Consider the following 20,806-nt stretch of genomic DNA (forward strand, 5'->3'; position numbering starts at 1 on the left):
CTAACCAGTACTAATGACCCGAGAGGCTTAACCTTACAACACCAAAGGTGTTTTTAGAGACTTGAAGTAGATTTTCAGCTGAAGTTCCGAGATTGGTTCGTAGTGCAAGCCTGATTTAAGGTGAGCGTTATGAATGAAACAGAATTTGCCTGGCGGCACTAGCGCGGTGGTCCCACCTGACCCCATGCCGAACTCAGAAGTGAAACGCCGTAGCGCCGATGGTAGTGTGGGGTCTCCCCATGCGAGAGTAGGGAACTGCCAGGCATCAATTTTTTATAATAAAGAACGTGTTCCTTTTCCCCTGACAAGGAAAATAACAGGAACAAACAGGTATCAGACGCTTTCTGATACGTGTGAAAGAACCGGTGGAGCGGTAGTTCAGTTGGTTAGAATACCTGCCTGTCACGCAGGGGGTCGCGGGTTCGAGCCCCGTCCGTTCCGCCAATTATTGCATAGTCCCTGAATCGAAAGATTCAGGGACTTTTTGCATTTATTTTCCAGTGAAAATGCAAACCAGACTCCTTTCTTTCTCTGATATATTTTATTATCTCACAGGCTCACGTTTATCTCATCGGCGTTTCTTACAGGATTTAATTCTGAGGAGTTAACTGATATTAAACTATTATCTTTAACTAAATAGAATGGCTATCAGTTTGGATTCATCAAAGAATAAGTATATTCAGACATCCAGGGAATACTTTGTATCAAATTGAAAAATTTGTGTGTTCAGATAAACCTGCAAAGTACTAATAAAGCTCATAATAAATGAGTACTAAAATTCTTAATCCAGTTCAATAAGTTGTCAGATTACAGATGCAAGTTCCAATAAAATACCATAAAGTCTCAATTTGGAATAATCACAAAGATCATCATTATGAAATTCTCATTGGATATACTGGACTGGCGGGCAGTGGCTCCGGGAGTCGATAGTTGTGAGCACTGGATCCAATGGGCTCAGTGCTCAGATATAAATACATTTTCCGGTGAGAACCCCAAAAGCCAGCAAATTCCAATGATGTCAGCACGTCGAATGAGTACCGGCAGTCGTTTTGCTGTTGATGCCGGGCTTGCATTGCTCGCCAATAACAACGTAGATGCGGCAATTTTTACCAGCCGCCATGGTGAGCTGGAGAATACAGGGCGAATTTTGCATTCTCTGGCAGAGGAAGACGCTTTATCTCCGACTGAATTCTCCATGTCAGTACATAATACCGCAGCAGGTTGGCTTACCATTATTAGCAAAAATCCGTTGCCGGTAACCTCATTAGCAGCCGGAAAGGACAGTTTTCAGCAAGGAATACTGGAAGCTCAGTCGATGCTGGCAACCGGTGCTTCCAGCGTCATGCTGGTCGATTTTGATGGTGAAATCCCCGATATATATAACGAATCGGTAAATTCTGAGTTTCTACCTTACGCTGTAGCAATAATATTAACTTCTGGCGATAGTTTGCAGTGCCAGCGTATTTCATTGCCGGGTGAGGATCTGAATTCAGAAATTCCGCAGAGTCTGCAATTTCTGCGAGGTTATCTTTCTTCCTCTTCTTTATTCAATGTCAGTGCAGATAGCCACCATAGCTGGCAATGGGTTCGGGATTTGTGATGAGAGAAACGCTAGTACCCGAAGAAAAGTCTTCTCTGGTAAATCGCATCTGGCGATGGCTGGCAACTGGATTCTTTTTCGCACTTTTCGGAATTGGCGGGCTGTTGCTTTCTATTATCTGGTTTAATCTGTTGCGACTGATCATCCGGCAACCCGACAGATTGCACCGAATGACGCTAAACAGCATCCGTAATAGTTTTAGGTTTTTTCTGAGTGGATTACGGAGGGTGGGAGTGATGGATTACCGGTTTACCGGTGATGAAAAGTTTCAGCAAGATACCGGGTGTCTGATCGTGGCGAATCATCCCAGCCTTCTTGATTATGTGATCCTGGCATCCCGGATGCCGCGTTGTGACTGCATCGTCAAACAGGCTTTGTTGCAAAACCCATTCTTAAGCGGAGTGATAAAAGCGGCGGGCTACCTGATTAACTCTGGGTCTGACGCTCTGTTGCAGGCCTGTGAAACCCGGTTGCAAGCAGGCGGTACGCTGTTAATTTTTCCGGAAGGAACGCGCTCCTTACCTGAGAAACCGATGACGCTGCAGCGTGGTGCCGCTAACATTGCTCTGAGGGCGGGGTGTGATGTCAGGATTGTCCATATTTCATGTCAGCCACCCATGCTGACAAAAAATGGGAAGTGGTACGAAATTCCCCGTGTAAAACCTCAGTTTGTGATTACCGTTGCCGATAAGGTAAAGGCTGAAGACTTTTTAGATGAAAGCGATCTTTCACCTGCTCTGGCTGCACGGCGTCTGACGCAGTATTTGTGCACTGAGTTGATGCGCAGCAATATGCAAAATAACGAGAATTAAGTCATGGATTCATTAAGTAACGACATAAAAGCACTTATCATTGAGACGCTGAATCTGGAAGGAATGACGCCAGATGAGATAGAGACGCAGGCCCCACTTTTTGGTGACGGATTAGGGCTGGATTCTATTGATGCCCTTGAGCTTGGTCTGGCATTAAAGAAGCAATACGGTGTGATCCTTTCGGCGGAAAGTCAGGAAATGCGCGAGCACTTTTATTCTGTTGAAAGTTTGGCCAGATTTATATCAGTACAGCGTGGTTAAAGAGATTCCTATGCAGAAGCAAGAAATTTACCAGCAGATTAGCGCGTTATTAGTCAAGCTATTTGAAATCGATGAAGATGATATCCGCCCGGATGCAAAACTCTATGAGGATCTGGAATTAGACAGCATTGATGCTGTTGATCTGGTGGTTCATTTGCAGAAAATCACCGGCAGAAAAATTAAGCCTGAAATGTTTAAATCTGTTCGCACCGTTCAGGATGTTGTTGATGCCATAGATGAATTACTTAATTCCCCGGCACCATAGTATGTGTGGGTATCTTTTTTGTGGATAAACCCCGGCGCTTCTCATTTTCTCTGGTTGCGAAGATTGCCCGCTGGGCGATGCCGGTGGCGGTTATTGTCTATCCGCTAGCCGTATGGTGCGGTTTAAAAAGTTGGGGAATTAGCGTTCTGGCACCTGTGCTGATTGCTGTCTTTATTCTGCGATTACTGACTTTTCGCGGAAAATTATCCCAGTTAACTTTTTTTGGAAAAGCGATTGCAGCCTCAGGGATTGTGCTGGTCGCCAGCAGCCTTTTATTACGCGAAACCTCTATGCTGTTGTATTACCCGGTCGCGGTAAATGCTTTATTACTGGGGGTATTTTTCAGTTCCTTATACGCCCGGCAATCTTTGGTTGAACGTCTTGCGCGACTGAATGAACCCGATTTACCGCCCGAAGGTGTTGTTTATACACGCCGTGTCACCCAGGTCTGGTGCATTTTTTTTCTGTGGAATGGATCATTTGCTTTATATACCTGCCTGAAAGGCGATATGGCCCTATGGGCTCTTTACAACGGCGGGATCAGTTATCTGCTGATTGGCTTAATAATGGGTATTGAATGGATAGTCAGAAAGCGTCTGCGCCAGCCATGACGCTGCCAATGTGCAAATGGCTAAGCACGGAAAGAGCAGATGATTATCTGGTTGCCTGGAGCGAAAGCCGGGAATGGCGTCAGTGTGATTTCCGCCAGGACGTATTATCTCTGCTGACTCATATCAGCGCGACATCGCATACCCGCTGGGCATTGTGTTTTGAAGATAACTATTCATTTGCCGTGTCGCTGCTGGCAGTGCTTTACAGCGGTAACACGCCGGTTTTACCTGGACATTTTCGCCCGGCCGTTCTGGCTGAACAACGCGATGAATTTGATGCGTTAATTACCGATCTTGATTTGACGATTGATTGCCCTGTTCTGCGTTTGCCTTGCTCAGTGGATCAGCCATTGACTGTTTTACCCAACTGGCCAGAAAATCCCGCGCTTCACTTATTTACCTCCGGTTCGACCGGTAAACCGCAAAAAATAATCAAACCAATTACCTGTCTTGAACTGGAGAGCCAGTGGCTTTCAGCGCGATGGGGCGATCAATTCGCAGATGCACACTTTGTTGCCACCGTGGCGCCTCATCATATGTACGGCCTGAGTTTTGCTTTTATGTTGCCGCTGTCGCTTGGCCGGCCTTTTGCGACGAAAAGTGTGGAGTATCACGAACAGTTGCAGTCACTTGCCAGTAAAAATACTTTGGTGCTGACCAGCAGCCCGGCCTTTCTTAAACGCCTTGATCCGGCTTTGGAGCCAACTCACTGCCGGCATGTCTTTTCTGCCGGAGGCCCGCTAAGTAATGAGGCCGCCTTGCTGGTAGAAAATGTCTGTGGTTGTCTGCCGACAGAAATCTATGGCACCAGCGAAAGCGGCATTATTGCTTTTCGTACGCAACATCAGCCAGACGAAGCCTGGACGCTTTTTGAAAATATCCGATTCTCTTCCTGTGCTGATGGCAATATTTCCCTGATTTCTCCGCTGATCCCGCAGCCGGAAGGCATGATCCTCAGTGATAAAATCCAGCTATTGCCCACGGGACAACGCCAGTTTGTTCTTTTAGGCCGTAAGGATCGGATCGTTAAGATTGCAGAGCAGCGGATCTCACTGACTGAAATTGAGCAGCGTTTGTGTGCGTTGGATCTTTTAAGCGACGCCAGCGTGCTGACACTCGAAAAACAGGGGCGGCTTTATATCGCAGCCGTACTGGTATTAAGTCACGGCGGAGAGCATTTATTACAGGCGCAGGGGCAGGCCGCGCTGCTTGGGCAGATTCGCCTGACGCTGCACCAGTGGTTATCGCCGGTCTCTGTGCCGCGATACTGGCGTCTGGCGTCTGCCATTCCTCTTAACCAGCAAGGCAAACGCGCAACTGCTGAATTACAGGAACTGTTCTTATGATTTTGCCTCAAGTGCTGAACCAGCAACTCGTCAGCGACACCCGTCTGCTTCTCACGCTCCGGTTATCGGCGGATTTATTCTGGTTTAAAGGCCATTTCCCGTCGTCGCCGATTTTGCCTGGCGTGACACAGGTGAACTGGGTCATGGGCTACGCCGAAGAAATTCTGGGGCTGGATAAAGCGTTTTCCGGCATGGAAGTGGTGAAATTCCAGCGACCACTTTTGCCTGAAGAAACCGTAGATTTGCACATCGACTGGCTGAAAGAAAAACAGCGGTTGGTATTCCGTTACAGCGTGGGCGAGGCGATTGCCAGCAGCGGGAAAATCACCTTATGTCCATGATGCCGCCAGCCCCATTTTCTCCCTGCCTGATTATTCCCTGCTACAACCACGGGCCGATGATGGCCGGTGTACTGGAGAGTCTCCGGCCATTCGGTTTGCCCTGCATTGTGGTGGATGATGGCAGCGACGAGCAGACAGCAGAAGAGTTGCAACGCCTGGCCAGTGTGACGCCGTGGATGAGCCTGACGCGATTAACTGTAAATCAGGGGAAAGGTGGGGCGGTGATGGCGGCCCTGCGGCTGGCCGTTGAAAAAGGCTTTACGCACGCCTTACAGGTGGATGCCGACGGCCAGCATCAGCTTTCAGATGTTCCCGCGATGCTGTCTGAAGCCAGAAGTCATCCGGATTGTCTGATCTCCGGGCAGCCGGTTTACGATGACAGCGTGCCAAAATCGCGCCTGTATGGCCGCTATATCACCCATTTCTGGGTCTGGATTGAAACCCTGTCATTCTCAATCAAAGACAGTATGTGTGGATTTCGCGTGTATCCTCTCAAACCTTGTCTGCAACTGATGGCGGAAAAAACACTGGGTTTACGGATGGATTTCGATACGGAAATCATGGTGCGCCTTTACTGGCAGGGCACGCGCAGCCGTTTCCTGCCCACGCGGGTGACCTATCCCGAAGATGGCCTCTCGCATTTTGATGCAGTGAAGGACAATCTGCAGATTTCCTGGATGCACACGCGGCTGTTTTTTGGCATGTTGGCGCGTATTCCTTATTTGCTGCGTCAGCGAAGAAAATGTCCCCGGCACTGGTCTGCTACACAGGAACGCAAAGGATTGTGGGGTATTCGCCTGATGCTGGCGGTTTACCGGACACTGGGATATCAGGCTTTTCGTCTGCTGCTTTATCCGGTCATCACCTATTTTTGGCTTACCGGCCGCAAACAGCGCAATGCCTCTGCCAGCTGGCTGGAACGTGTCCGCGTAACGGCCGCACATCGCAATATTTCCCTGCCTTATCCGCTGAGCACTTTCCGGCATTTCATGCGGTTTGGTGAATCTATGCTGAGTAAACTGGCGAGCTGGCAGGGCGATAAAACCCTGACCGATGCGGTACTGGTCAATCCCGAAATTTGCGAATCGCATATTGCCTCGGGGCGTGGCACGGTGATCCTCGCCTCGCATTTAGGCGATATCGAATCCTGCCGCGCGATTGGCGCGCTCAATCACCGCATTACCGTCAATGCGCTGGTATTTACCGAACATGCCGAGCGGTTCAATCAGGTAATGAAAGAGATTAATCCGCAGGCCGTGGTTAACCTTATCCAGGTAAGCAAGATGGGGCCGGAGACCGCCATTTTATTGCAGGAAAAACTGGATGCCGGTGAGTGGGTGGCGATTGTCGGCGACCGGACATCTGCCAGTCCTCATCAGCGTGGAGAGCATGCCCGCGTGATTTACAGCGAGTTTCTGGGTGAACCCGCCGCATTCCCGCAGGGGCCCTTTATTCTGGCTGCAGCGCTACGCGCGCCCGTCATGCTGATGTTTGGCATCATGCAGCGACAGCGTCTGCATATTTACTGCGAATCTTTTGCGGATCCTCTGATCCTGCCGCGTGCCAGCCGCCTGTCTGCGTTACAGTCTGCCGTCGATCACTATGCCGCACGACTTGAGCATTACAGCCTGCTGGCGCCTCACGACTGGTTCAATTTTTATGATTTCTGGCAACATCCGACGGATGTTGCCCCTGACAGGAAACCTGACTGATATGACTTCCAAACTTGATCCGCGTTTTAACGATCCGCGATTTTCTACCCGCGTTGAAATCACGGTTCCTTTCCACGACGCAGATGCAATGGGCGTGGTCTGGCATGGCAACTATTTCCGTTATCTGGAAGTCGCGCGCGAGCAGTTACTCAAGCAATTTGATTACGGTTATCGTCAGATGCAAGCGTCAGGTTATGTCTGGCCGATCGTTGATACCCGCGTGAAATATATCGCGCCGCTGCTCTTTGAACAGCGTATTGCCGTTCATGCGCAGCTTGAGGAAATCGAAAACCGTTTGCGCATCGGCTATCAGATTTACGACATCGAAACCGGTAAACGCACAACGACAGGTTACACGTTACAGGTCGCGGTAGACGCTGCCACCAAAGAAATGTGTTTTGTCTCGCCGCAGGTTCTTTTTGATAAAACAGGAGTCAGCCTGTGAAAGCCTTTTTGCTATTTGTACTGACGGTTTTCAGCGTAACGGCAAACGCTGTTACCCTGGAAGAATTACAACAGCGCTTCAGCCAGGTGCCGGTACTCCGTGCTGAGTTTGCGCAGCAAAGAACCATCAGCGGGATGGCGCAACCGCTCAATTCCAGCGGGAATCTGCTGATTGCCCGGCAACAAGGGCTGTGGTGGCAGCAGGAAAAACCGTTCGGCCTGACATTATTACTGACTGAAAACCGCATGGTGCAAATCATGGCGGGGCAGCAGCCACAGGTGGTCACGGCGGAGAGGAATCCGCAAATGTTCCAGTTTAATTCCTTGCTCAGCGCGCTGTTCCACGCAGACCGCAAGGTGCTGGAAGAGAATTTTTCGCTTGATTTTACCGATCACGGTAAAGGCGCCTGGACGCTGATTCTGACGCCGAAGGTCTCGCCGCTAAACCGTCTGTTCCGCAGTATTACGCTCAATGGCGAAACCTTTCTGAACAATATCGATATTAATGACATGCAGGGCGACGCCACGCATATTCGTTTCTTCAATCAGAAAACGACGCCAGCCATGCTGACTGACGCAGAGAAACGCCATTTTGCATCCTGACCTTCATCGAAAACTGGCGCAAAGCTGGCTGCTGATTATCGTGCTACTGGTCGCAGCGTTGTTCTGGTTACTGCCACGCAGCCAGATTAACAGCAGCGTTCTGGCGCTGTTGCCGCAGCAGCAGGAAACGGATATTCCGCAGGCTTTTTCTGACGGCTTTACTCAGCGTCTGGATCGCCAGCTTATGTGGCTGGTCAGCCCGCCGCCGGGAGCGGGTATTCAGCCCGCTGCTGAGTGGCTGAAGCATTTGCAGGCGCTGCCTGAACTGAGTCAGGTACAGGGCCCGATGGACGCACAGCGTCAGCAGGAGTGGGGCACTTTCTTCTTCAAACATCGCAATGCGTTGCTCGATGACGCCACACGCCAGCGTCTGATGGCAGGTGCTGAATCGCAAAGCCAGTGGATCCTCGGCCAGATCTATTCGGCGTTTGCCGGTGTCAGCGGCAAAGAGCTGGCAAACGATCCGTTATTGCTGGTTCGTGCCTCGCAGATGGCGCAACAGCAGAGCAGCGGCGGTATGACGCTGGATCAGGGCTGGCTGATGGTCCGTGATAAAAAGGGTCGTAGCTGGTATATGGTGCATGGCGAGCTGAAGGCGTCTTCTTATGACATCACGTCGGCTAAACAAACCGTAGCGGCTCTTGGTGCGGTGAAAGAAGCTTTTGAGGCGCGCTGGCCGGGTGCAAAAGTGCTTGAGCGTGGCACGATTTTCTACAGCAATTATGCCAGCCAGCAGGCTGAGCACGATCTTTCCACGATTGGTGCGGCGTCAGTAACTGGCGTGTTTGTGCTGATTTTACTGATGTTTCGTTCGGTCCTGCCGATGCTGCTCAGCTTACTGTCAATCGCTATCGGCGCGCTGTCAGGCACGGTGTTTACCCTGTGGGTATTTGGTGAAATCCACGTGATGACATTGGTGCTGAGCACCAGCATTGTTGGTATTTCTGCCGATTACACGCTGTATTTCCTGACCGAACGGCGGGTGCATGGCGATTCCAGCACACCGCTGGAAAGTCTGAAAAAACTGTTCCCTGCGTTATCGGTGGCGCTGCTGACCACGGTGGTGGCCTATCTGATGTTGCTGATTGCGCCATTCCCCGGCTTGCGGCAGCTGGCAGTGTTTGCCGCCGCCGGGCTGAGTGCGGCCTGCATCACCGTGATGTGCTGGTATCCGTATTTGTCCAGGCGTTTGCCGACAGGGCCAGCGCCGGGGCTGACGCTGATCATGCGCTGGTTACTGGCCTGGCGCAGTCGCAAAGCTGTGCGCATTGGCCTGCCGTTACTGATTTTAGTGCTGGTGGTGGCAGGAATATCGCGGCTGAAAATCAATGATGACATTGCGGATTTGCAATCTCTTCCGGCTGGTTTGCAACTACAGGAACAGCAAATCGCCGCGCTGACCGGGCAGACGAACGATCAGAAATGGCTGGTGGTATACGGCGATAGCGCAGAGCAGACACTGCAACGTCTGGAAGCATTGCGGCCAAAGCTGGCTCAGGCTAAAGAGAAGGGGGGGATTGACGGATTCCGGGCGATCACTCTGCCTTCTCAGGCACAGCAGCAGCGGGATTTATCGCTGCTTCGCCAGCACGCACCGCAAATTATTGCGCAATTGCAGCAGGCGGGGATCCCGGTGGCGAAGCCGGATCTCAGTGCGCAGACGGTTGATGTGCCGGAATGGCGCAACAGCGTGGTCAGTGAGGGCTGGCGTTTGTTGTGGCTGTCCCTGCCGGACGGGCGCAGCGCCGCACTGATCCCGGTGAATGGCGTTCATGACAGCGCAGCCATGGCGGCGCTGGCGGCATCCATGCCGGGAACCGGCTGGATCGATCGTAAAACTGAATTCAGCGAACTGTTTTCGCAATACCGTGTTTATCTGACCTGGCTACTGGCGCTCGCCGTTGCAGTCATTGCGGTCACTTATCTCTGGCGTTTTCGCCTGCCACACGGGCTTGTTTGTCTGGTTCCGACCTTACTTTCCCTTGGGATGGGCGTCTCTGCGCTGGGCTTCAGTGGCCATAATCTTAATTTGTTCTCCCTGCTGGCGCTGATTCTGGTGCTGGGGATCGGCATCAATTACACCCTGTTTTTCACCAATCCACGCGGCACGCCGACGACATCCATGTTTGCCATTTTTATGGCTGCGGTCACCACGTTGCTGACGTTCGGTATGCTGGTGTTCAGTTCCACGCAGGCGATCAGCAGTTTTGGCATCGTGCTGAGCTTTGGCATATTAACGGCATTTCTGTTGTCGCCACTGACCTTGCCAGCTAAAAAAAGAGGACGCAAAAAATGACCCGGTTTATGCTGCCAGCGCTGACACTTCTGATTTTTATACTTGTCGGGTGCGCGACAAATTCCCCTTCAGATCCGCAGCCGCAAGCCTGGCTGAAACGCGGCGTGCAGGTGAAATTACCCGCGCCCACCCTGGATAAACCGGTCAGCCAGCAGCAGTTGCTGACGGCCACGGTGAAAGGTAAACAACAGTCTTTGCTGGTGCTGCTCAATGCGGATGGAAAGTCGTTACAGCTTGCCGGGCTTTCCCCTCTGGGGATCCGCCTTTTCAAAGTGGTCTACGATCAAACGGGGATCCACACCGAACAGGCCATGAAGATCGACGGTTTACCTCCAGCAAATCAAGTTCTGGCCGATATTATGCTGAGCTACTGGCCAGCGCAGCGCTGGCAGCCGCTGTTGCCGGCGGGCTGGAAACTGGACGATCAGCCGCTGCGCCGCACGTTACTGGATAACCAGGGCCATACGATCACCCGCATCGACTATCTGCCACAGGGCAGCGGACGTCAGCCGGTATCCATCACGCAGATGGCGTTCCACTACCAGATAACTATCCAGAATGTGGGTGACTAACATGATTTATTTTTCGGCCGTGGGCATGGTTAACGCGCTGGGAAACAGCAATGCGCAAATCGCTGCCAGCCTGACATCAGGTGCCGCGCCGGGAATGTCGTTGCAGGAAGGCTGGCTGACGGAAGAACGGCCGGTCTGGCTCGGCGCGGTGACCGGCGAACTGCCCGCGATCCCCGGCTCTCTGTCAGCGCACCGCAGCCGCAACAACCAGTTGTTGCTGGCTGCGCTGGCACAGATTGAGTCTCAGGTTCACGCGGCTGTCAGCCGGTACGGTAAAGATCGTGTCGCGGTCATTATGGGCACCAGTACCTCGGGCATTGCCGAAGGCGAAGAGGCGGTGCGCCATCTGCACCGGCATGGGCAATTTCCGTCGGGCTATGATTACCAGCAACAGGAACTGGGCGATCCTTCACTTTTTATGGCGGAGTTGCTGGATCTCTGTGGCCCGGCTTACACATTATCAACAGCCTGCTCATCCAGCGCGCGAGCGATTATCAGCGGGAAACGCCTGATTGACGCCGGGCTGGCCGACGCGGCGCTGGTGGGCGGCGCTGACAGCCTGTGCCGGATGCCGGTGAACGGCTTCAACAGCCTGGAATCTTTCTCCCGCGGACGCTGTACGCCGTTCGGGCAAGATCGTGATGGCATCAATATCGGTGAAGCCTCGGCGTTGATCCTGCTGACCCGTGAGCCCGCAGACGTCGCATTACTGGGGGCTGGCGAATCATCCGATGCGTGGCATATGTCTGCACCGCATCCGGAAGGTCTCGGCGCGGAACGGGCAATCCGCATGGCACTGGCGCAGGCCGGGCTCAGTGCGGCAGACGTGGGTTACATCAACGCACACGGTACCGCCACACCGCTCAATGATCAGGCAGAAGCCGCTGTCATACACCGGCTGTTTGGCAGCCAGACGCCGTGCAGTTCGACCAAGCATCTCACTGGCCATACGCTGGGCGCGGCGGGTGCGACAGAAGCGGCGCTGGGCTGGCTGATCCTGACGCAAAATCTTAACCTGCCGCCACAGGATTTCAGCGTGATGCCCCGTGATACCCGTCTGGCGGCGATCCGGCTGGTGGAAAAAGGCGAAGCGCTGGCGAAACCCGTTATTCTCTCCAACTCGTTTGCCTTTGGCGGTAATAACGCCTGCATTGTGATCGGGAGGCCGTCATGAGTATGCTCAGCGCGGAGCATTATCTGCCGCATGAATCACCGATGGTTTTGCTGAATAAGGTACTTAGCGTCACAGAAGAGACCGCGCTGTGCAGCGTGGTGGTGTCCGAAAACAGCGTGCTGGCGCCGTTTCTCAATGTCCGTGGCGCGTTACCTGCGTGGTATGCCCTTGAGCTTATCGCGCAAACGGTCGGCGTCTGGAGCGGCTGGCATGGTGCACAAAGTGGCGAACCGCCTCAGGTTGGCATGTTGCTGGGCGGCAGGGCTTTGAAATGCAGCGTGCCGGAATTTGCGGCAGGCAGTGAATTATTCATCAGCGTCTCAATGGTGCTGCGCGATGAAAAACTCGCCAGCTTCGAAGGCGTGATCTGCATTAAACAAGAAAAAGACAACCTGCAGGTTGCAAAAGGACGGCTGAATACATACCAGCCAGACAAGGATGAACTTATTAAGTTAACTCAGGGGAAACAGGAATGATGCGTTCGGTATTAGTAACCGGTGCCAGCAAAGGGATCGGCAAAGCCATTGCCAGCCAGTTAGCCGGCGATGGTTTTCTGGTGGTCATTCACTACCACAGCGATAAAGCAGGGGCAGAAAGCACCCTGCAACAGATAACCGACAACGGCGGCAGCGGGCGAATTGTGCAGTTTGATATCAGCAACCGCCAGCAGTGCCGCGACGTTATTGAAGCCGATATTGAGGCGCATGGCGCGTACTACGGTGTGATCAATAATGCCGGGATTACCCGCGACGCGGCATTTCCGGCACTGACCGACGAAGACTGGGACGGCGTGATCCACACCAATCTCGACAGCTTCTACAATGTTTTACAGCCCTGCGTGATGCCGATGATTGGGCTGCGTCAGGGCGGGCGTATAATCGCGCTTTCCTCGGTTTCCGGTATTACGGGCAACCGCGGACAGGTCAACTACAGCGCGGCGAAAGCCGGAATTATCGGTGCCTGTAAAGCGCTGTCGCTGGAACTGGCGAAACGCAAAATCACTGTTAACTGTATTGCGCCGGGGCTGATCGACACTGGCATGCTGGATATGGAAAAAACGGCACTCGATGCCGCAATGGGTATGATCCCGCTCAAACGTATGGGCCGGGCAGAAGAAGTTGCCGGACTGGCAAGCTATCTGATGTCAGATATCGCCGGTTATGTGACCCGCCAGGTGATCTCCATCAACGGAGGCATGGTATGAGCCAGCGCGTAGTCATTACCGGTATGAAAGGCATAACGGCGTTCGGCAACCATTGGGACGAGATTTCCACCCGCCTGCAACAGGGTAAAAACGCTGTCCGCCACATGGACGAATGGCTGATTTATCAGGGACTGAATACGCATCTGGGTGCGCCGGTGGATGATTTTGTTATCCCGGCGCATTACACCCGCAAGCGCATCCGTTCGATGGGCCGCGTCTCCCTGCTGTCAACCCGTGCGGTTGAACTGGCGCTGGAGCAGGCCGGTTTACTGGAAGACCCGGTGCTGACTGACGGCGAAACCGGTATTGCCTTCGGCTCATCCACTGGCAGCACGGGTCCGGTCAGCGAATTCGCTACCATGCTGACGGAAAAGCACACTAACAATATTACCGGTACGACTTACGTGCAGATGATGCCGCACACCACAGCGGTGAATGCAGGTTTGTTCTTTGGCCTGAAAGGGCGGGTGATCCCAACCTCCAGCGCCTGCACCTCGGGCAGCCAGGCGATCGGTTATGCCTATGAAGCCATCAGACACGGTTACCAGACGGTGATGGTGGCAGGCGGCGCGGAAGAACTTTGCCCGTCAGAAGCTGCTGTGTTTGACACGCTGTTCGCCACCAGCCAGCAAAATGAGCACCCTGAACTGTCGCCGCGTCCGTTTGATACGCAGCGCGACGGACTGGTGATCGGCGAAGGTGCCGGGGCACTGATCCTCGAGTCACTGGAACATGCACAGGCGCGCGGTGCGAAAATTTACGCCGAGATCGTGGGTTTTGCCACTAACTGCGACGCGTCCCATATCACTCAGCCGCAGCAATCGACGATGCAGATTTGCATCGAAAAAGCGCTGAAAAATGCCGGTATACCTGCTTCTGAAATCGGTTATATCAGTGCACATGGCACGGCCACCGACCGCGGTGATATTGCCGAAAGCCACGCGACCGCTGCGGTGTTTGGCAATCAGACGCCAATCTCGTCACTGAAAAGCTACTTTGGTCATACACTCGGTGCCTGCGGTGCACTGGAAGCGTGGATGTCGCTGGAAATGATGCGCGAAGACCGGTTCGTGCCGACTATCAACCTGACGCAGCCGGATCCGCTTTGCGGCGAACTCGACTACGTAATGGGCGAATCACGTCATATTCAGACTGAATTTATCCAGTCGAATAACTTTGCATTCGGTGGAATTAATACCTCTTTAGTTTTCCGTCGCTGGCCGTAACGATGAATGTTGCGCGTGTCATTACTGCGTCGCTGGATGACAACTTTTCGTTGTCACATTTGCCCGCAGAATGGCTCGAAAAAAGTGAAGGGATGAATCCTGTCCGCCGCCAGCAATGGTTAGCGGGCAGGGCGCTTCTGGCCGAGGCCATGTCAGTTTTCAACGGCTGTGACAACTTACCCGCCCTGCAGATTTCCGCGCAGGGAAAACCGTCTTTTGCGGATGCTTCTCTGCCACATTTCTCCCTCAGCCACAGTAAAAATCATCTGCAACTGTTGTTATGTCCGGCGGGTGAAAGCGGCGGCGACGTGGAGCAAATCCGCCCGCGCCCACGTTATCTTGACGTGGCACGCGCCGCATTCAGTGATATCGAATGTCAGTGGCTGGTGGAACAGGCTTGCCCGCAAACGGCGTTCTGGCAGCTGTGGTGTCTGCGTGAGGCGTGGCTGAAACAGCAGGGTGGCAGTGTGTGGCAGATGGACAGGCTTCGCCTGGATCCAGGCAATCAGCGGTTTACTTCACAATCTGCCGCTGAAAGCCGGTTATGGTGCGCTGCGGATGAGTCCGTGATGCGCGCCCTGGCGTTGCCTGCCGGTGTCTCTGAGGTTGATGAATATCGGTTTGATGCCGCGTCAGGCGGTTTTATCTGGCAGGTTTCACGGCGCTGGACCCGCTTTTCCCTTTCCTGATTATTGCGCTCACATCAAAAGTCTTCTGGCAAAGCGGTCGTTTTTATCCATGAATGCGCAGTCCATACTCTCTCCAAGATTTATCTTCCTGAAACATTCAAAGAGAGAACAGTATGAGTATTCCTGCATTCGGTCTGGGCACATTCCGCCTGAAAGATGACGTGGTCAAAGCGTCCGTAGCCACCGCCGTGGAACTGGGCTATCGCGCCATCGATACCGCACAGATTTATGACAACGAAGCGGCTGTCGGCGATGCACTGGCTGAAAGCGGTGTCTCGCGTGAAGAGTTTTACATCACCACCAAAATCTGGATTGAAAACCTTGCGGCTGACAAAGTCATCGACAGCCTGAAAGACAGTCTGCGCAAACTGAAAACCGATTATGTCGATCTGACGCTGATCCACTGGCCGTCACCGAATCAGGCCGTCAGCGTGGCAGAAACAATGCATGCGCTGGTTGAGGCGAAGAAAATGGGCCTGACCCGTGAAATTGGTATTTCCAACTTTACCGTTGCACTGATGCAGGAAGCGATCGACGCGGTGGGCGCGGATCAGATTGCGACTAACCAGATTGAACTTTCACCGTTCCTGCAAAACCAGACCGTAGTCGATTTTGCCCGCCAGAACGGTATTGCCGTGACGTCTTACATGACGCTGGCTTACGGCGACGCGTTGAAAGATTCGACGATTATTGAGATTGCCGCCCGCCATAACGCAACACCTGCACAGATCGTTCTGGCCTGGGCATTGCAACTGGGTTACGCAGTGATCCCGTCATCGACCAAACGTGAAAACCTGCAAAGTAATCTGCTGGCGCAACAACTGACGCTGACAGATGCGGATATGCAGCAGATCGCTGCGCTGGAACGCAACGGGCGTCTGGTCAGCCCTGAAGGTCTGGCGCCTGCGTGGGATTGATCCACAACGCCTCCCCCTGCAAAGGGGGAGAAGCAGGCATTTAAGCTCTTCCAGCCCCAAGCTTCTCACTCAGAAAATCAATAAAACACCGGATACGTGTGCTGACGGTCTGATCGCTGTAATACACCGCGTGCAACGGCATGGCGATGCGCATAATGTCCGGCACCAGCAGTTTTACCAAATCACCCCGCGCCACATCTTCATCAGTCATAAAATCCGACAGACAGGCAATACCATTGCCCTGCAAACACAGCCTGCGCAGTGTTTCACCGCTTCCTGAACTGATAAATGGTGTGACCGTCAGTTGCTGACCGTCAGCGCACAGCAGCGGCCATTTATTCAGCGCAACCACTTCGTTAAAGCCCAGACAACGGTGTTTCAGTAAATCATCGGCGCTTTGCGGCGTTCCCCATTTTTTCAGGTAATACGGCGAAGCCAGCACGCTGCGATAGCTCAGCATCAGTTTGCGCGCCCGCAGGCTGGAATCTTCCAGCTCACCGACGCGGATCGCTACATCCACTTTATGGTCGATCAGATTGATATTGCTCTCGGAGGAGAACAGCGCGAGCGACATCTTCGGGAAACGTTCAGTAAATTCCGCCACCAGCGGTGAAATGACATGCAAAATGACCGGCGTTGCGGCATCGATTCGCAACAGCCCCTGCGGATCGTCGCGGTTCTCCAGCAAATCATCTTCTGCAGCCGCCATCTCATGCAGGATTTTTTGTACCCGGACGAAATAGCGCTCGCCTTCGTGCGTCAGGCTGATCTGACGCGTGGTGCGGTTGAGCAGGGTGATCCCCAGCTTTTGTTCCAGACGTTTTAATGTCCGGCTGACCACTGAATTATCCTGACCCAGTTGTTCAGCGGCACGGCTGAAACTGCCACTTTCCACCACAGTCACAAACGTAATCAACTCTTCGGAACTGGCTCGCATTGTTGTTACTCCAGCATAAATAAATTGATACTTTGGTTATTTAAGTCATTTAAGCACAAGCTGATAATCGTCGCCATCAAATCGATATTCATGTGGAGTAAAGGTTATGCCGCTTGCACTATTAGCACTGACCATCAGTGCGTTTGCTATAGGAACAACAGAGTTTGTCATCGTCGGGCTGGTGCCGACTATCGCGCAGCAACTGGGGGTTTCGGTCCCGTCAGCCGGTTTGCTGGTGTCTATATACGCCCTCGGTGTGGCGATTGGCGCACCGGTTCTGACGGCGCTGACCAGCCGCGTACCGCGCAAAGCGCTGCTGATTGGTTTGATGGTGTTGTTCACGCTGGGTAATCTGCTGGCGTGGCAGTCACCGAATTACAGCACGCTGGTGATGGCGCGTCTGCTGACCGGTCTGGCGCATGGCGTTTTCTTCTCTATTGGCTCGACGATCGCCACCAGTCTGGTGGCGAAAGAAAAAGCGGCTTCTGCGATTGCGCTGATGTTTGGCGGTCTGACCGTCGCGCTGGTGACCGGTGTGCCGCTCGGGACATTTATAGGTCAGCATTTTGGCTGGCGCGAAACCTTCCTCGCCGTGTCAGTTATTGGTGTCGTGGCGATTATTGCCAGCGCTATTCTGGTGCCCAATAACATCAAAAACAAACCTGCGTCACGCATTGTAGATCAGGTAAAAGTGCTGATGAATCCGCGACTGTTACTCATTTACGCCATTACCGCGCTGGGTTACGGTGGCGTATTCACTACCTTTACGTTCCTTGCTCCGATGATGCAGGAACAAGCCGGTTTCTCAGCCAGCATGGTGAGCTGGATCCTGCTGGCGTATGGCGTGTCGGTGGCCATCGGGAATATCTGGGGCGGCAAACTGGCTGACCGTCATGGCGCAGTCAAAGCGCTGACGATTATTTTTGCCGCACTCGCTGTGCTGCTCCTGATTTTCCAGTTCACTTCAGGTTTCGGTATTCCGGCGTTAATCACGCTGTTGGTGATGGGCATCTTTGCTTTCGGTAACGTACCGGGATTACAGGTTTATGTGGTGCAGAAAGCCGAAGAGGTGACGCCAAATGCGGTCGATGTTGCTTCCGGCCTGAACATTGCGGCCTTTAACGTCGGTATTGCCCTGGGGTCAGTGATTGGCGGGCAGGTGGTTTCCACCCTTGGCCTGGCGCAAACGCCATGGATTGGAGCGGTTATCGTCGCGGGCGCGCTGCTGCTTATCTGCCTGAGCGGGCATCTGGACCGAAAACCCAAAGCGGCGCTGGCCTGATTATCCTGTCATTCTGCGTCTGCACGGCTCGCCTCTGGCGGGCCGTTTTTATTTTTATGCTAGCCTATAGATGTGACCAGGTTGTATACCAATGTAAACAGATTTGGCCTGAGCGCTTGCGGGCGTATACTGAGCTTTCGCTGTGAGAATCTCTCTCATATAGCAACGATATAACGGGTAAACAGGCGATTAGCGTGCGGAAAAAAACATATGCAATGAGGTATGTCGCAGGTCAGCCCGCAGAGCAAATCTTTCCGGGAGTCCTCGCACATTTAGGACCAGATTTGCCGCCGGGTGCTGCACTGCCCAATTCGAATATTTTGCGCGTGATGGTGTGGAATATCTTCAAACAACAGCGGGCTGACTGGTTGTCAGTGCTGCGCGATTATGGCAAAGATGCGCAACTGGTGTTGCTTCAGGAAGCCCAGACAACCCCTGAACTGATCCGTTACGCGACCTCAAATTATCTGGCCGCCGATCAGGTGCCTGCCTTTATGCTGCCTCAGCACCCCTCTGGCGTGATGACACTCTCTGCGGCACATCCGGTTTATTGTTGCCCGCTGCGTGAGCGTGAGCCGCTTCTGAGGCTGTCTAAATCGGCTTTAGTTACGGTGTATCCGCTTGTAGATGGTCGTTTACTGATGGTGGTGAACATTCATGCGGTCAATTTCAGCATTGGCATCGACGTTTACAGCAAGCAGTTGGATCCGATTGGTGAGCAGATTGCTCATCACAAAGGGCCGGTGATCATGGCCGGGGATTTTAATGCGTGGAGCAAACAGCGTATCAATGCCCTGTTTGGCTTTGCGGGAAATATCCATCTGGAGGAAGTCCGTTTTCCTTCTGATTACCGCAAGCGGGCGTTCGGCAGACCGCTGGACTTCATTTTCTACCGGGATCTCAGCGTCACCAGCGCATCGGTGATGGAAACACGAGCCTCTGACCATAACCCGTTGCGGGTAGAATTTATGGCGGGAAAACCGCTGACGCAATAACGCTTAATTCGTCCGCTAAAAAACGCAGACATAAAAAAAGCACCCGGAATCTTCAGGGTGCTTTTTTATTACCGGTACCTTTCGAATCAGGTATCAGGACTCATCTTGTTGCTGACGAACAACGTTAACTTGTTGCCCGGCTGCAGGTTGTCGGCATTGGTGTTCCAGCGCATCACATCCTTGATGTTGACGCCGTGACGCTTAGCTATGCTCGACAATGAATCACCTTTACGTACCTGATAAGTGATACTGCCGCCATTGGCACTGGTATTGCTGACGCTGTTATCCGCCACCTGCAGTGTTTGCCCAACTTTTAACGCGCCTGCTGAGCGCAAATTGTTCCAACGCTGTAAATCACGGGTCTTCACATTCAGCCGGGCTGCAATGCCAGACAAGCTGTCGCCGGAGCGAACCTTGTACTGTTTTGCACCTGACGGAGTGTTGCTGGCCAGTTTGGTTTCCTGTACTGCGGCAATATCGCCATCAGCCAGTGAATCTTTTAACTGGTCGGCATGCGCCTTCGGCAGAACAATGTAATGCGGGCCATTCGGCGCGGTTACATTTTTCTTGTAGCCAGTGTTAAACGACTTAAGCTTGGTCAGGGACATGCCCGCCATCTCAGCCGCCTGGGTCAGTTGCATCTGCTGTCCGACTTCAACACGCGCAAGAGCACGGTCTTCACTCGGTTTCGGCAGATTGATACCGTATTTTTTGCTGTGCTTGAGAATGTCGCTAAGGGCTAACATTTTCGGCACATAAATCGATGTTTCACGTGGCAGCGCCAGTGCCCAGAAATCCGTGGAACGGCCTCTGGCTTTGTTCGCTTTCACCGCTTGCATGACACGGCCTTCACCGCTGTTATACGCAGCAACGGTCAGTAACCAGTCGCCACCAAACATCTTGTTCAGACGTTGCATCATATCAAGCGCAGCAGTTGTCGAAGCCACAACATCGCGGCGTCCGTCATACCACTGGTTTTGTTTCAAACCATAGTTTCGACCCGTCTGCGGCACAATCTGCCACAACCCTGCAGCGTTAGCTGATGAGGTTGCTTTGGGGTCAAAAGCGCTCTCCACTATGGGTAGCAGTACCAGTTCCATCGGCATATTACGTTTCTTAATCTGCTCGGTGATCCAGTACATGTACGGCTCTGCCCGTAATGTTACATCGTGGAGATAGCTCTTATTTTTTAAATATTTAACTCTTTGTTCGCGGATCCGGGGATTATCCGGAACCTTCATCTTCAGCTCGTCGCCTATGAAGTTCCACAGATTTTGTTGGGAGACGGTGTCGTTTCCATCCAACCATCCCCCAGAGGCCGCTCGGCCATCACCTGTGAACTGTCCTGCTTCTTCACTTTGACTTGCTGAAGACAAACTCTGTGCATGTTGTTCCGGTACCTTCACGCCCTGCCTGGACGCCTGGCAACCTGTGAGCAACATGGAGGCGATTATTAGGATCGCGTTTGCCTTCATGTGTGTGTCATAGTTGCTTAAAAGACGAGCGATAATACTTTGCT

General features: G+C 52.9%; 22 protein-coding genes, 1 tRNA gene and 1 rRNA gene. 22 read left to right on the forward strand and 2 right to left on the reverse strand.

Features of this window, described 5'->3' with window-relative positions; translation table 11 throughout:
* The first annotated feature begins 148 nt into the window (after nt 1-148).
* From rrf to dkgB, 20 genes are all read left to right on the forward strand, one after another.
* Nucleotides 149-264 (forward strand): 5S ribosomal RNA (rrf, locus tag AACU55_RS11405).
* Nucleotides 265-367: 103 nt separating this feature from the next.
* Nucleotides 368-444 (forward strand) — tRNA-Asp (locus tag AACU55_RS11410).
* A 430-nt stretch (nt 445-874) separates the two neighbouring features.
* The gene (locus AACU55_RS11415) at nt 875-1,600 is read left to right on the forward strand and encodes a beta-ketoacyl synthase chain length factor (RefSeq protein WP_134705464.1); all 726 of its coding nucleotides are present in this window, start codon (nt 875-877) and stop codon (nt 1,598-1,600) included.
* Nucleotides 1,600-2,412, forward strand: coding sequence for a lysophospholipid acyltransferase family protein (locus tag AACU55_RS11420; protein WP_013574227.1), 813 nt, complete (start codon nt 1,600-1,602; stop codon nt 2,410-2,412). Before AACU55_RS11415 ends, AACU55_RS11420 begins: the two co-directional genes overlap by 1 nt.
* A gap of 3 nt (nt 2,413-2,415) precedes the next feature.
* Complete coding sequence (locus AACU55_RS11425) at nt 2,416-2,673, forward strand: phosphopantetheine-binding protein (RefSeq protein WP_013574228.1); 258 nt, start codon at nt 2,416-2,418, stop codon at nt 2,671-2,673.
* A 10-nt stretch (nt 2,674-2,683) separates the two neighbouring features.
* Complete coding sequence (locus AACU55_RS11430; RefSeq protein WP_037036563.1) at nt 2,684-2,938, forward strand: acyl carrier protein; 255 nt, start codon at nt 2,684-2,686, stop codon at nt 2,936-2,938.
* 5 nt (nt 2,939-2,943) lie between these two features.
* Entirely contained in the window at nt 2,944-3,549 is a 606-nt protein-coding gene (locus AACU55_RS11435; RefSeq protein ID WP_013574230.1) for a hypothetical protein, read from the forward strand.
* Nucleotides 3,516-4,895, forward strand: a complete 1,380-nt coding sequence (locus tag AACU55_RS11440; protein ID WP_240785630.1) for an AMP-binding protein — start codon at nt 3,516-3,518, stop codon at nt 4,893-4,895. Before AACU55_RS11435 ends, AACU55_RS11440 begins: the two co-directional genes overlap by 34 nt.
* Nucleotides 4,892-5,236, forward strand: a complete 345-nt coding sequence (locus AACU55_RS11445; RefSeq protein ID WP_134705465.1) for a 3-hydroxyacyl-ACP dehydratase FabZ family protein — start codon at nt 4,892-4,894, stop codon at nt 5,234-5,236. The genes AACU55_RS11440 and AACU55_RS11445 overlap by 4 nt, the downstream gene beginning before the upstream one ends.
* Nucleotides 5,233-6,948: a glycosyltransferase family 2 protein gene (locus AACU55_RS11450; RefSeq protein ID WP_134705623.1), complete on the forward strand. Its 1,716-nt coding sequence runs from the start codon at nt 5,233-5,235 to the stop codon at nt 6,946-6,948. The genes AACU55_RS11445 and AACU55_RS11450 overlap by 4 nt, the downstream gene beginning before the upstream one ends.
* Nucleotide 6,949: 1 nt before the next feature.
* Nucleotides 6,950-7,393 carry an acyl-CoA thioesterase gene (locus AACU55_RS11455; protein WP_013574234.1) on the forward strand — a complete coding sequence of 148 codons (444 nt, stop codon included), beginning with the start codon at nt 6,950-6,952 and terminating at the stop codon, nt 7,391-7,393.
* Complete coding sequence (locus AACU55_RS11460) at nt 7,390-7,995, forward strand: LolA family protein (protein WP_134705466.1); 606 nt, start codon at nt 7,390-7,392, stop codon at nt 7,993-7,995. The genes AACU55_RS11455 and AACU55_RS11460 overlap by 4 nt, the downstream gene beginning before the upstream one ends.
* Nucleotides 7,985-10,291: an MMPL family transporter gene (locus tag AACU55_RS11465; RefSeq protein ID WP_134705467.1), complete on the forward strand. Its 2,307-nt coding sequence runs from the start codon at nt 7,985-7,987 to the stop codon at nt 10,289-10,291. The genes AACU55_RS11460 and AACU55_RS11465 overlap by 11 nt, the downstream gene beginning before the upstream one ends.
* Nucleotides 10,288-10,863: a DUF3261 domain-containing protein gene (locus AACU55_RS11470; RefSeq protein ID WP_134705468.1), complete on the forward strand. Its 576-nt coding sequence runs from the start codon at nt 10,288-10,290 to the stop codon at nt 10,861-10,863. Before AACU55_RS11465 ends, AACU55_RS11470 begins: the two co-directional genes overlap by 4 nt.
* Before the next feature lies 1 nt (nt 10,864).
* Complete coding sequence (locus tag AACU55_RS11475) at nt 10,865-12,037, forward strand: beta-ketoacyl-[acyl-carrier-protein] synthase family protein (protein ID WP_037036556.1); 1,173 nt, start codon at nt 10,865-10,867, stop codon at nt 12,035-12,037.
* Complete coding sequence (locus tag AACU55_RS11480; RefSeq protein ID WP_134705469.1) at nt 12,034-12,513, forward strand: ApeP family dehydratase; 480 nt, start codon at nt 12,034-12,036, stop codon at nt 12,511-12,513. The genes AACU55_RS11475 and AACU55_RS11480 overlap by 4 nt, the downstream gene beginning before the upstream one ends.
* Nucleotides 12,510-13,241 carry a 3-ketoacyl-ACP reductase FabG2 gene (locus AACU55_RS11485; RefSeq protein WP_013574240.1) on the forward strand — a complete coding sequence of 244 codons (732 nt, stop codon included), beginning with the start codon at nt 12,510-12,512 and terminating at the stop codon, nt 13,239-13,241. Before AACU55_RS11480 ends, AACU55_RS11485 begins: the two co-directional genes overlap by 4 nt.
* Nucleotides 13,238-14,467, forward strand: a complete 1,230-nt coding sequence (locus tag AACU55_RS11490; RefSeq protein ID WP_013574241.1) for a beta-ketoacyl-ACP synthase — start codon at nt 13,238-13,240, stop codon at nt 14,465-14,467. The genes AACU55_RS11485 and AACU55_RS11490 overlap by 4 nt, the downstream gene beginning before the upstream one ends.
* Before the next feature lie 2 nt (nt 14,468-14,469).
* Nucleotides 14,470-15,156, forward strand: coding sequence for a 4'-phosphopantetheinyl transferase superfamily protein (locus tag AACU55_RS11495; RefSeq protein ID WP_134705470.1), 687 nt, complete (start codon nt 14,470-14,472; stop codon nt 15,154-15,156).
* Between the two features lie 113 nt (nt 15,157-15,269).
* A complete protein-coding gene (gene dkgB / locus AACU55_RS11500; RefSeq protein WP_013574243.1) occupies nt 15,270-16,073 on the forward strand; it encodes a 2,5-didehydrogluconate reductase DkgB in 804 nt (267 codons plus the stop codon).
* Between the two features lie 40 nt (nt 16,074-16,113).
* On the opposite strand, the gene yafC is transcribed toward dkgB, so the two are convergent.
* Nucleotides 16,114-17,010, reverse strand: a complete 897-nt coding sequence (yafC, locus tag AACU55_RS11505) for a DNA-binding transcriptional regulator YafC (protein ID WP_134705471.1) — start codon at nt 17,008-17,010, stop codon at nt 16,114-16,116.
* Nucleotides 17,011-17,116: 106 nt separating this feature from the next.
* Here yafC and AACU55_RS11510 point away from each other — a divergent pair, with 106 nt between their 5' ends.
* Both AACU55_RS11510 and AACU55_RS11515 read left to right on the forward strand, forming a co-directional pair.
* Nucleotides 17,117-18,292, forward strand: coding sequence for an MFS transporter (locus tag AACU55_RS11510; protein WP_037036552.1), 1,176 nt, complete (start codon nt 17,117-17,119; stop codon nt 18,290-18,292).
* A 194-nt stretch (nt 18,293-18,486) separates the two neighbouring features.
* Nucleotides 18,487-19,287, forward strand: a complete 801-nt coding sequence (locus AACU55_RS11515) for an endonuclease/exonuclease/phosphatase family protein (protein WP_037036551.1) — start codon at nt 18,487-18,489, stop codon at nt 19,285-19,287.
* Nucleotides 19,288-19,373: 86 nt separating this feature from the next.
* Here the strand turns inward: AACU55_RS11515 and mltD are convergent, their stop codons facing one another.
* Nucleotides 19,374-20,762 carry a murein transglycosylase D gene (mltD, locus tag AACU55_RS11520; protein ID WP_037036550.1) on the reverse strand — a complete coding sequence of 463 codons (1,389 nt, stop codon included), beginning with the start codon at nt 20,760-20,762 and terminating at the stop codon, nt 19,374-19,376.
* Nucleotides 20,763-20,806 lie beyond the last annotated feature (44 nt).

This window comes from Rahnella sp. CJA17(1/100) (genome assembly GCF_963881615.1).
In the GTDB taxonomy this organism is placed as follows: Bacteria; Pseudomonadota; Gammaproteobacteria; order Enterobacterales; family Enterobacteriaceae; genus Rahnella; species Rahnella aceris.

Excerpts from the sequence above, each read along its gene's own strand:
- AACU55_RS11415 (WP_134705464.1), top strand. The coding sequence starts at position 875 with ATGAAATTCTCATTGGATATACTGGACTGGCGGGCAGTGGCTCCGGGA.
- AACU55_RS11420 (WP_013574227.1), top strand. The coding sequence starts at position 1,600 with ATGAGAGAAACGCTAGTACCCGAAGAAAAGTCTTCTCTGGTAAATCGC.
- AACU55_RS11425 (WP_013574228.1), top strand. The coding sequence starts at position 2,416 with ATGGATTCATTAAGTAACGACATAAAAGCACTTATCATTGAGACGCTG.
- AACU55_RS11430 (WP_037036563.1), top strand. The coding sequence starts at position 2,684 with ATGCAGAAGCAAGAAATTTACCAGCAGATTAGCGCGTTATTAGTCAAG.
- AACU55_RS11440 (WP_240785630.1), top strand. The coding sequence starts at position 3,516 with ATGGATAGTCAGAAAGCGTCTGCGCCAGCCATGACGCTGCCAATGTGC.
- AACU55_RS11445 (WP_134705465.1), top strand. The coding sequence starts at position 4,892 with ATGATTTTGCCTCAAGTGCTGAACCAGCAACTCGTCAGCGACACCCGT.
- AACU55_RS11450 (WP_134705623.1), top strand. The coding sequence starts at position 5,233 with ATGATGCCGCCAGCCCCATTTTCTCCCTGCCTGATTATTCCCTGCTAC.
- AACU55_RS11455 (WP_013574234.1), top strand. The coding sequence starts at position 6,950 with ATGACTTCCAAACTTGATCCGCGTTTTAACGATCCGCGATTTTCTACC.
- AACU55_RS11470 (WP_134705468.1), top strand. The coding sequence starts at position 10,288 with ATGACCCGGTTTATGCTGCCAGCGCTGACACTTCTGATTTTTATACTT.
- AACU55_RS11475 (WP_037036556.1), top strand. The coding sequence starts at position 10,865 with ATGATTTATTTTTCGGCCGTGGGCATGGTTAACGCGCTGGGAAACAGC.
- AACU55_RS11480 (WP_134705469.1), top strand. The coding sequence starts at position 12,034 with ATGAGTATGCTCAGCGCGGAGCATTATCTGCCGCATGAATCACCGATG.
- AACU55_RS11485 (WP_013574240.1), top strand. The coding sequence starts at position 12,510 with ATGATGCGTTCGGTATTAGTAACCGGTGCCAGCAAAGGGATCGGCAAA.
- AACU55_RS11490 (WP_013574241.1), top strand. The coding sequence starts at position 13,238 with ATGAGCCAGCGCGTAGTCATTACCGGTATGAAAGGCATAACGGCGTTC.
- AACU55_RS11495 (WP_134705470.1), top strand. The coding sequence starts at position 14,470 with ATGAATGTTGCGCGTGTCATTACTGCGTCGCTGGATGACAACTTTTCG.
- dkgB (WP_013574243.1), top strand. The coding sequence starts at position 15,270 with ATGAGTATTCCTGCATTCGGTCTGGGCACATTCCGCCTGAAAGATGAC.
- yafC (WP_134705471.1), bottom strand. The coding sequence starts at position 17,010 with ATGCGAGCCAGTTCCGAAGAGTTGATTACGTTTGTGACTGTGGTGGAA.
- AACU55_RS11510 (WP_037036552.1), top strand. The coding sequence starts at position 17,117 with ATGCCGCTTGCACTATTAGCACTGACCATCAGTGCGTTTGCTATAGGA.
- mltD (WP_037036550.1), bottom strand. The coding sequence starts at position 20,762 with ATGAAGGCAAACGCGATCCTAATAATCGCCTCCATGTTGCTCACAGGT.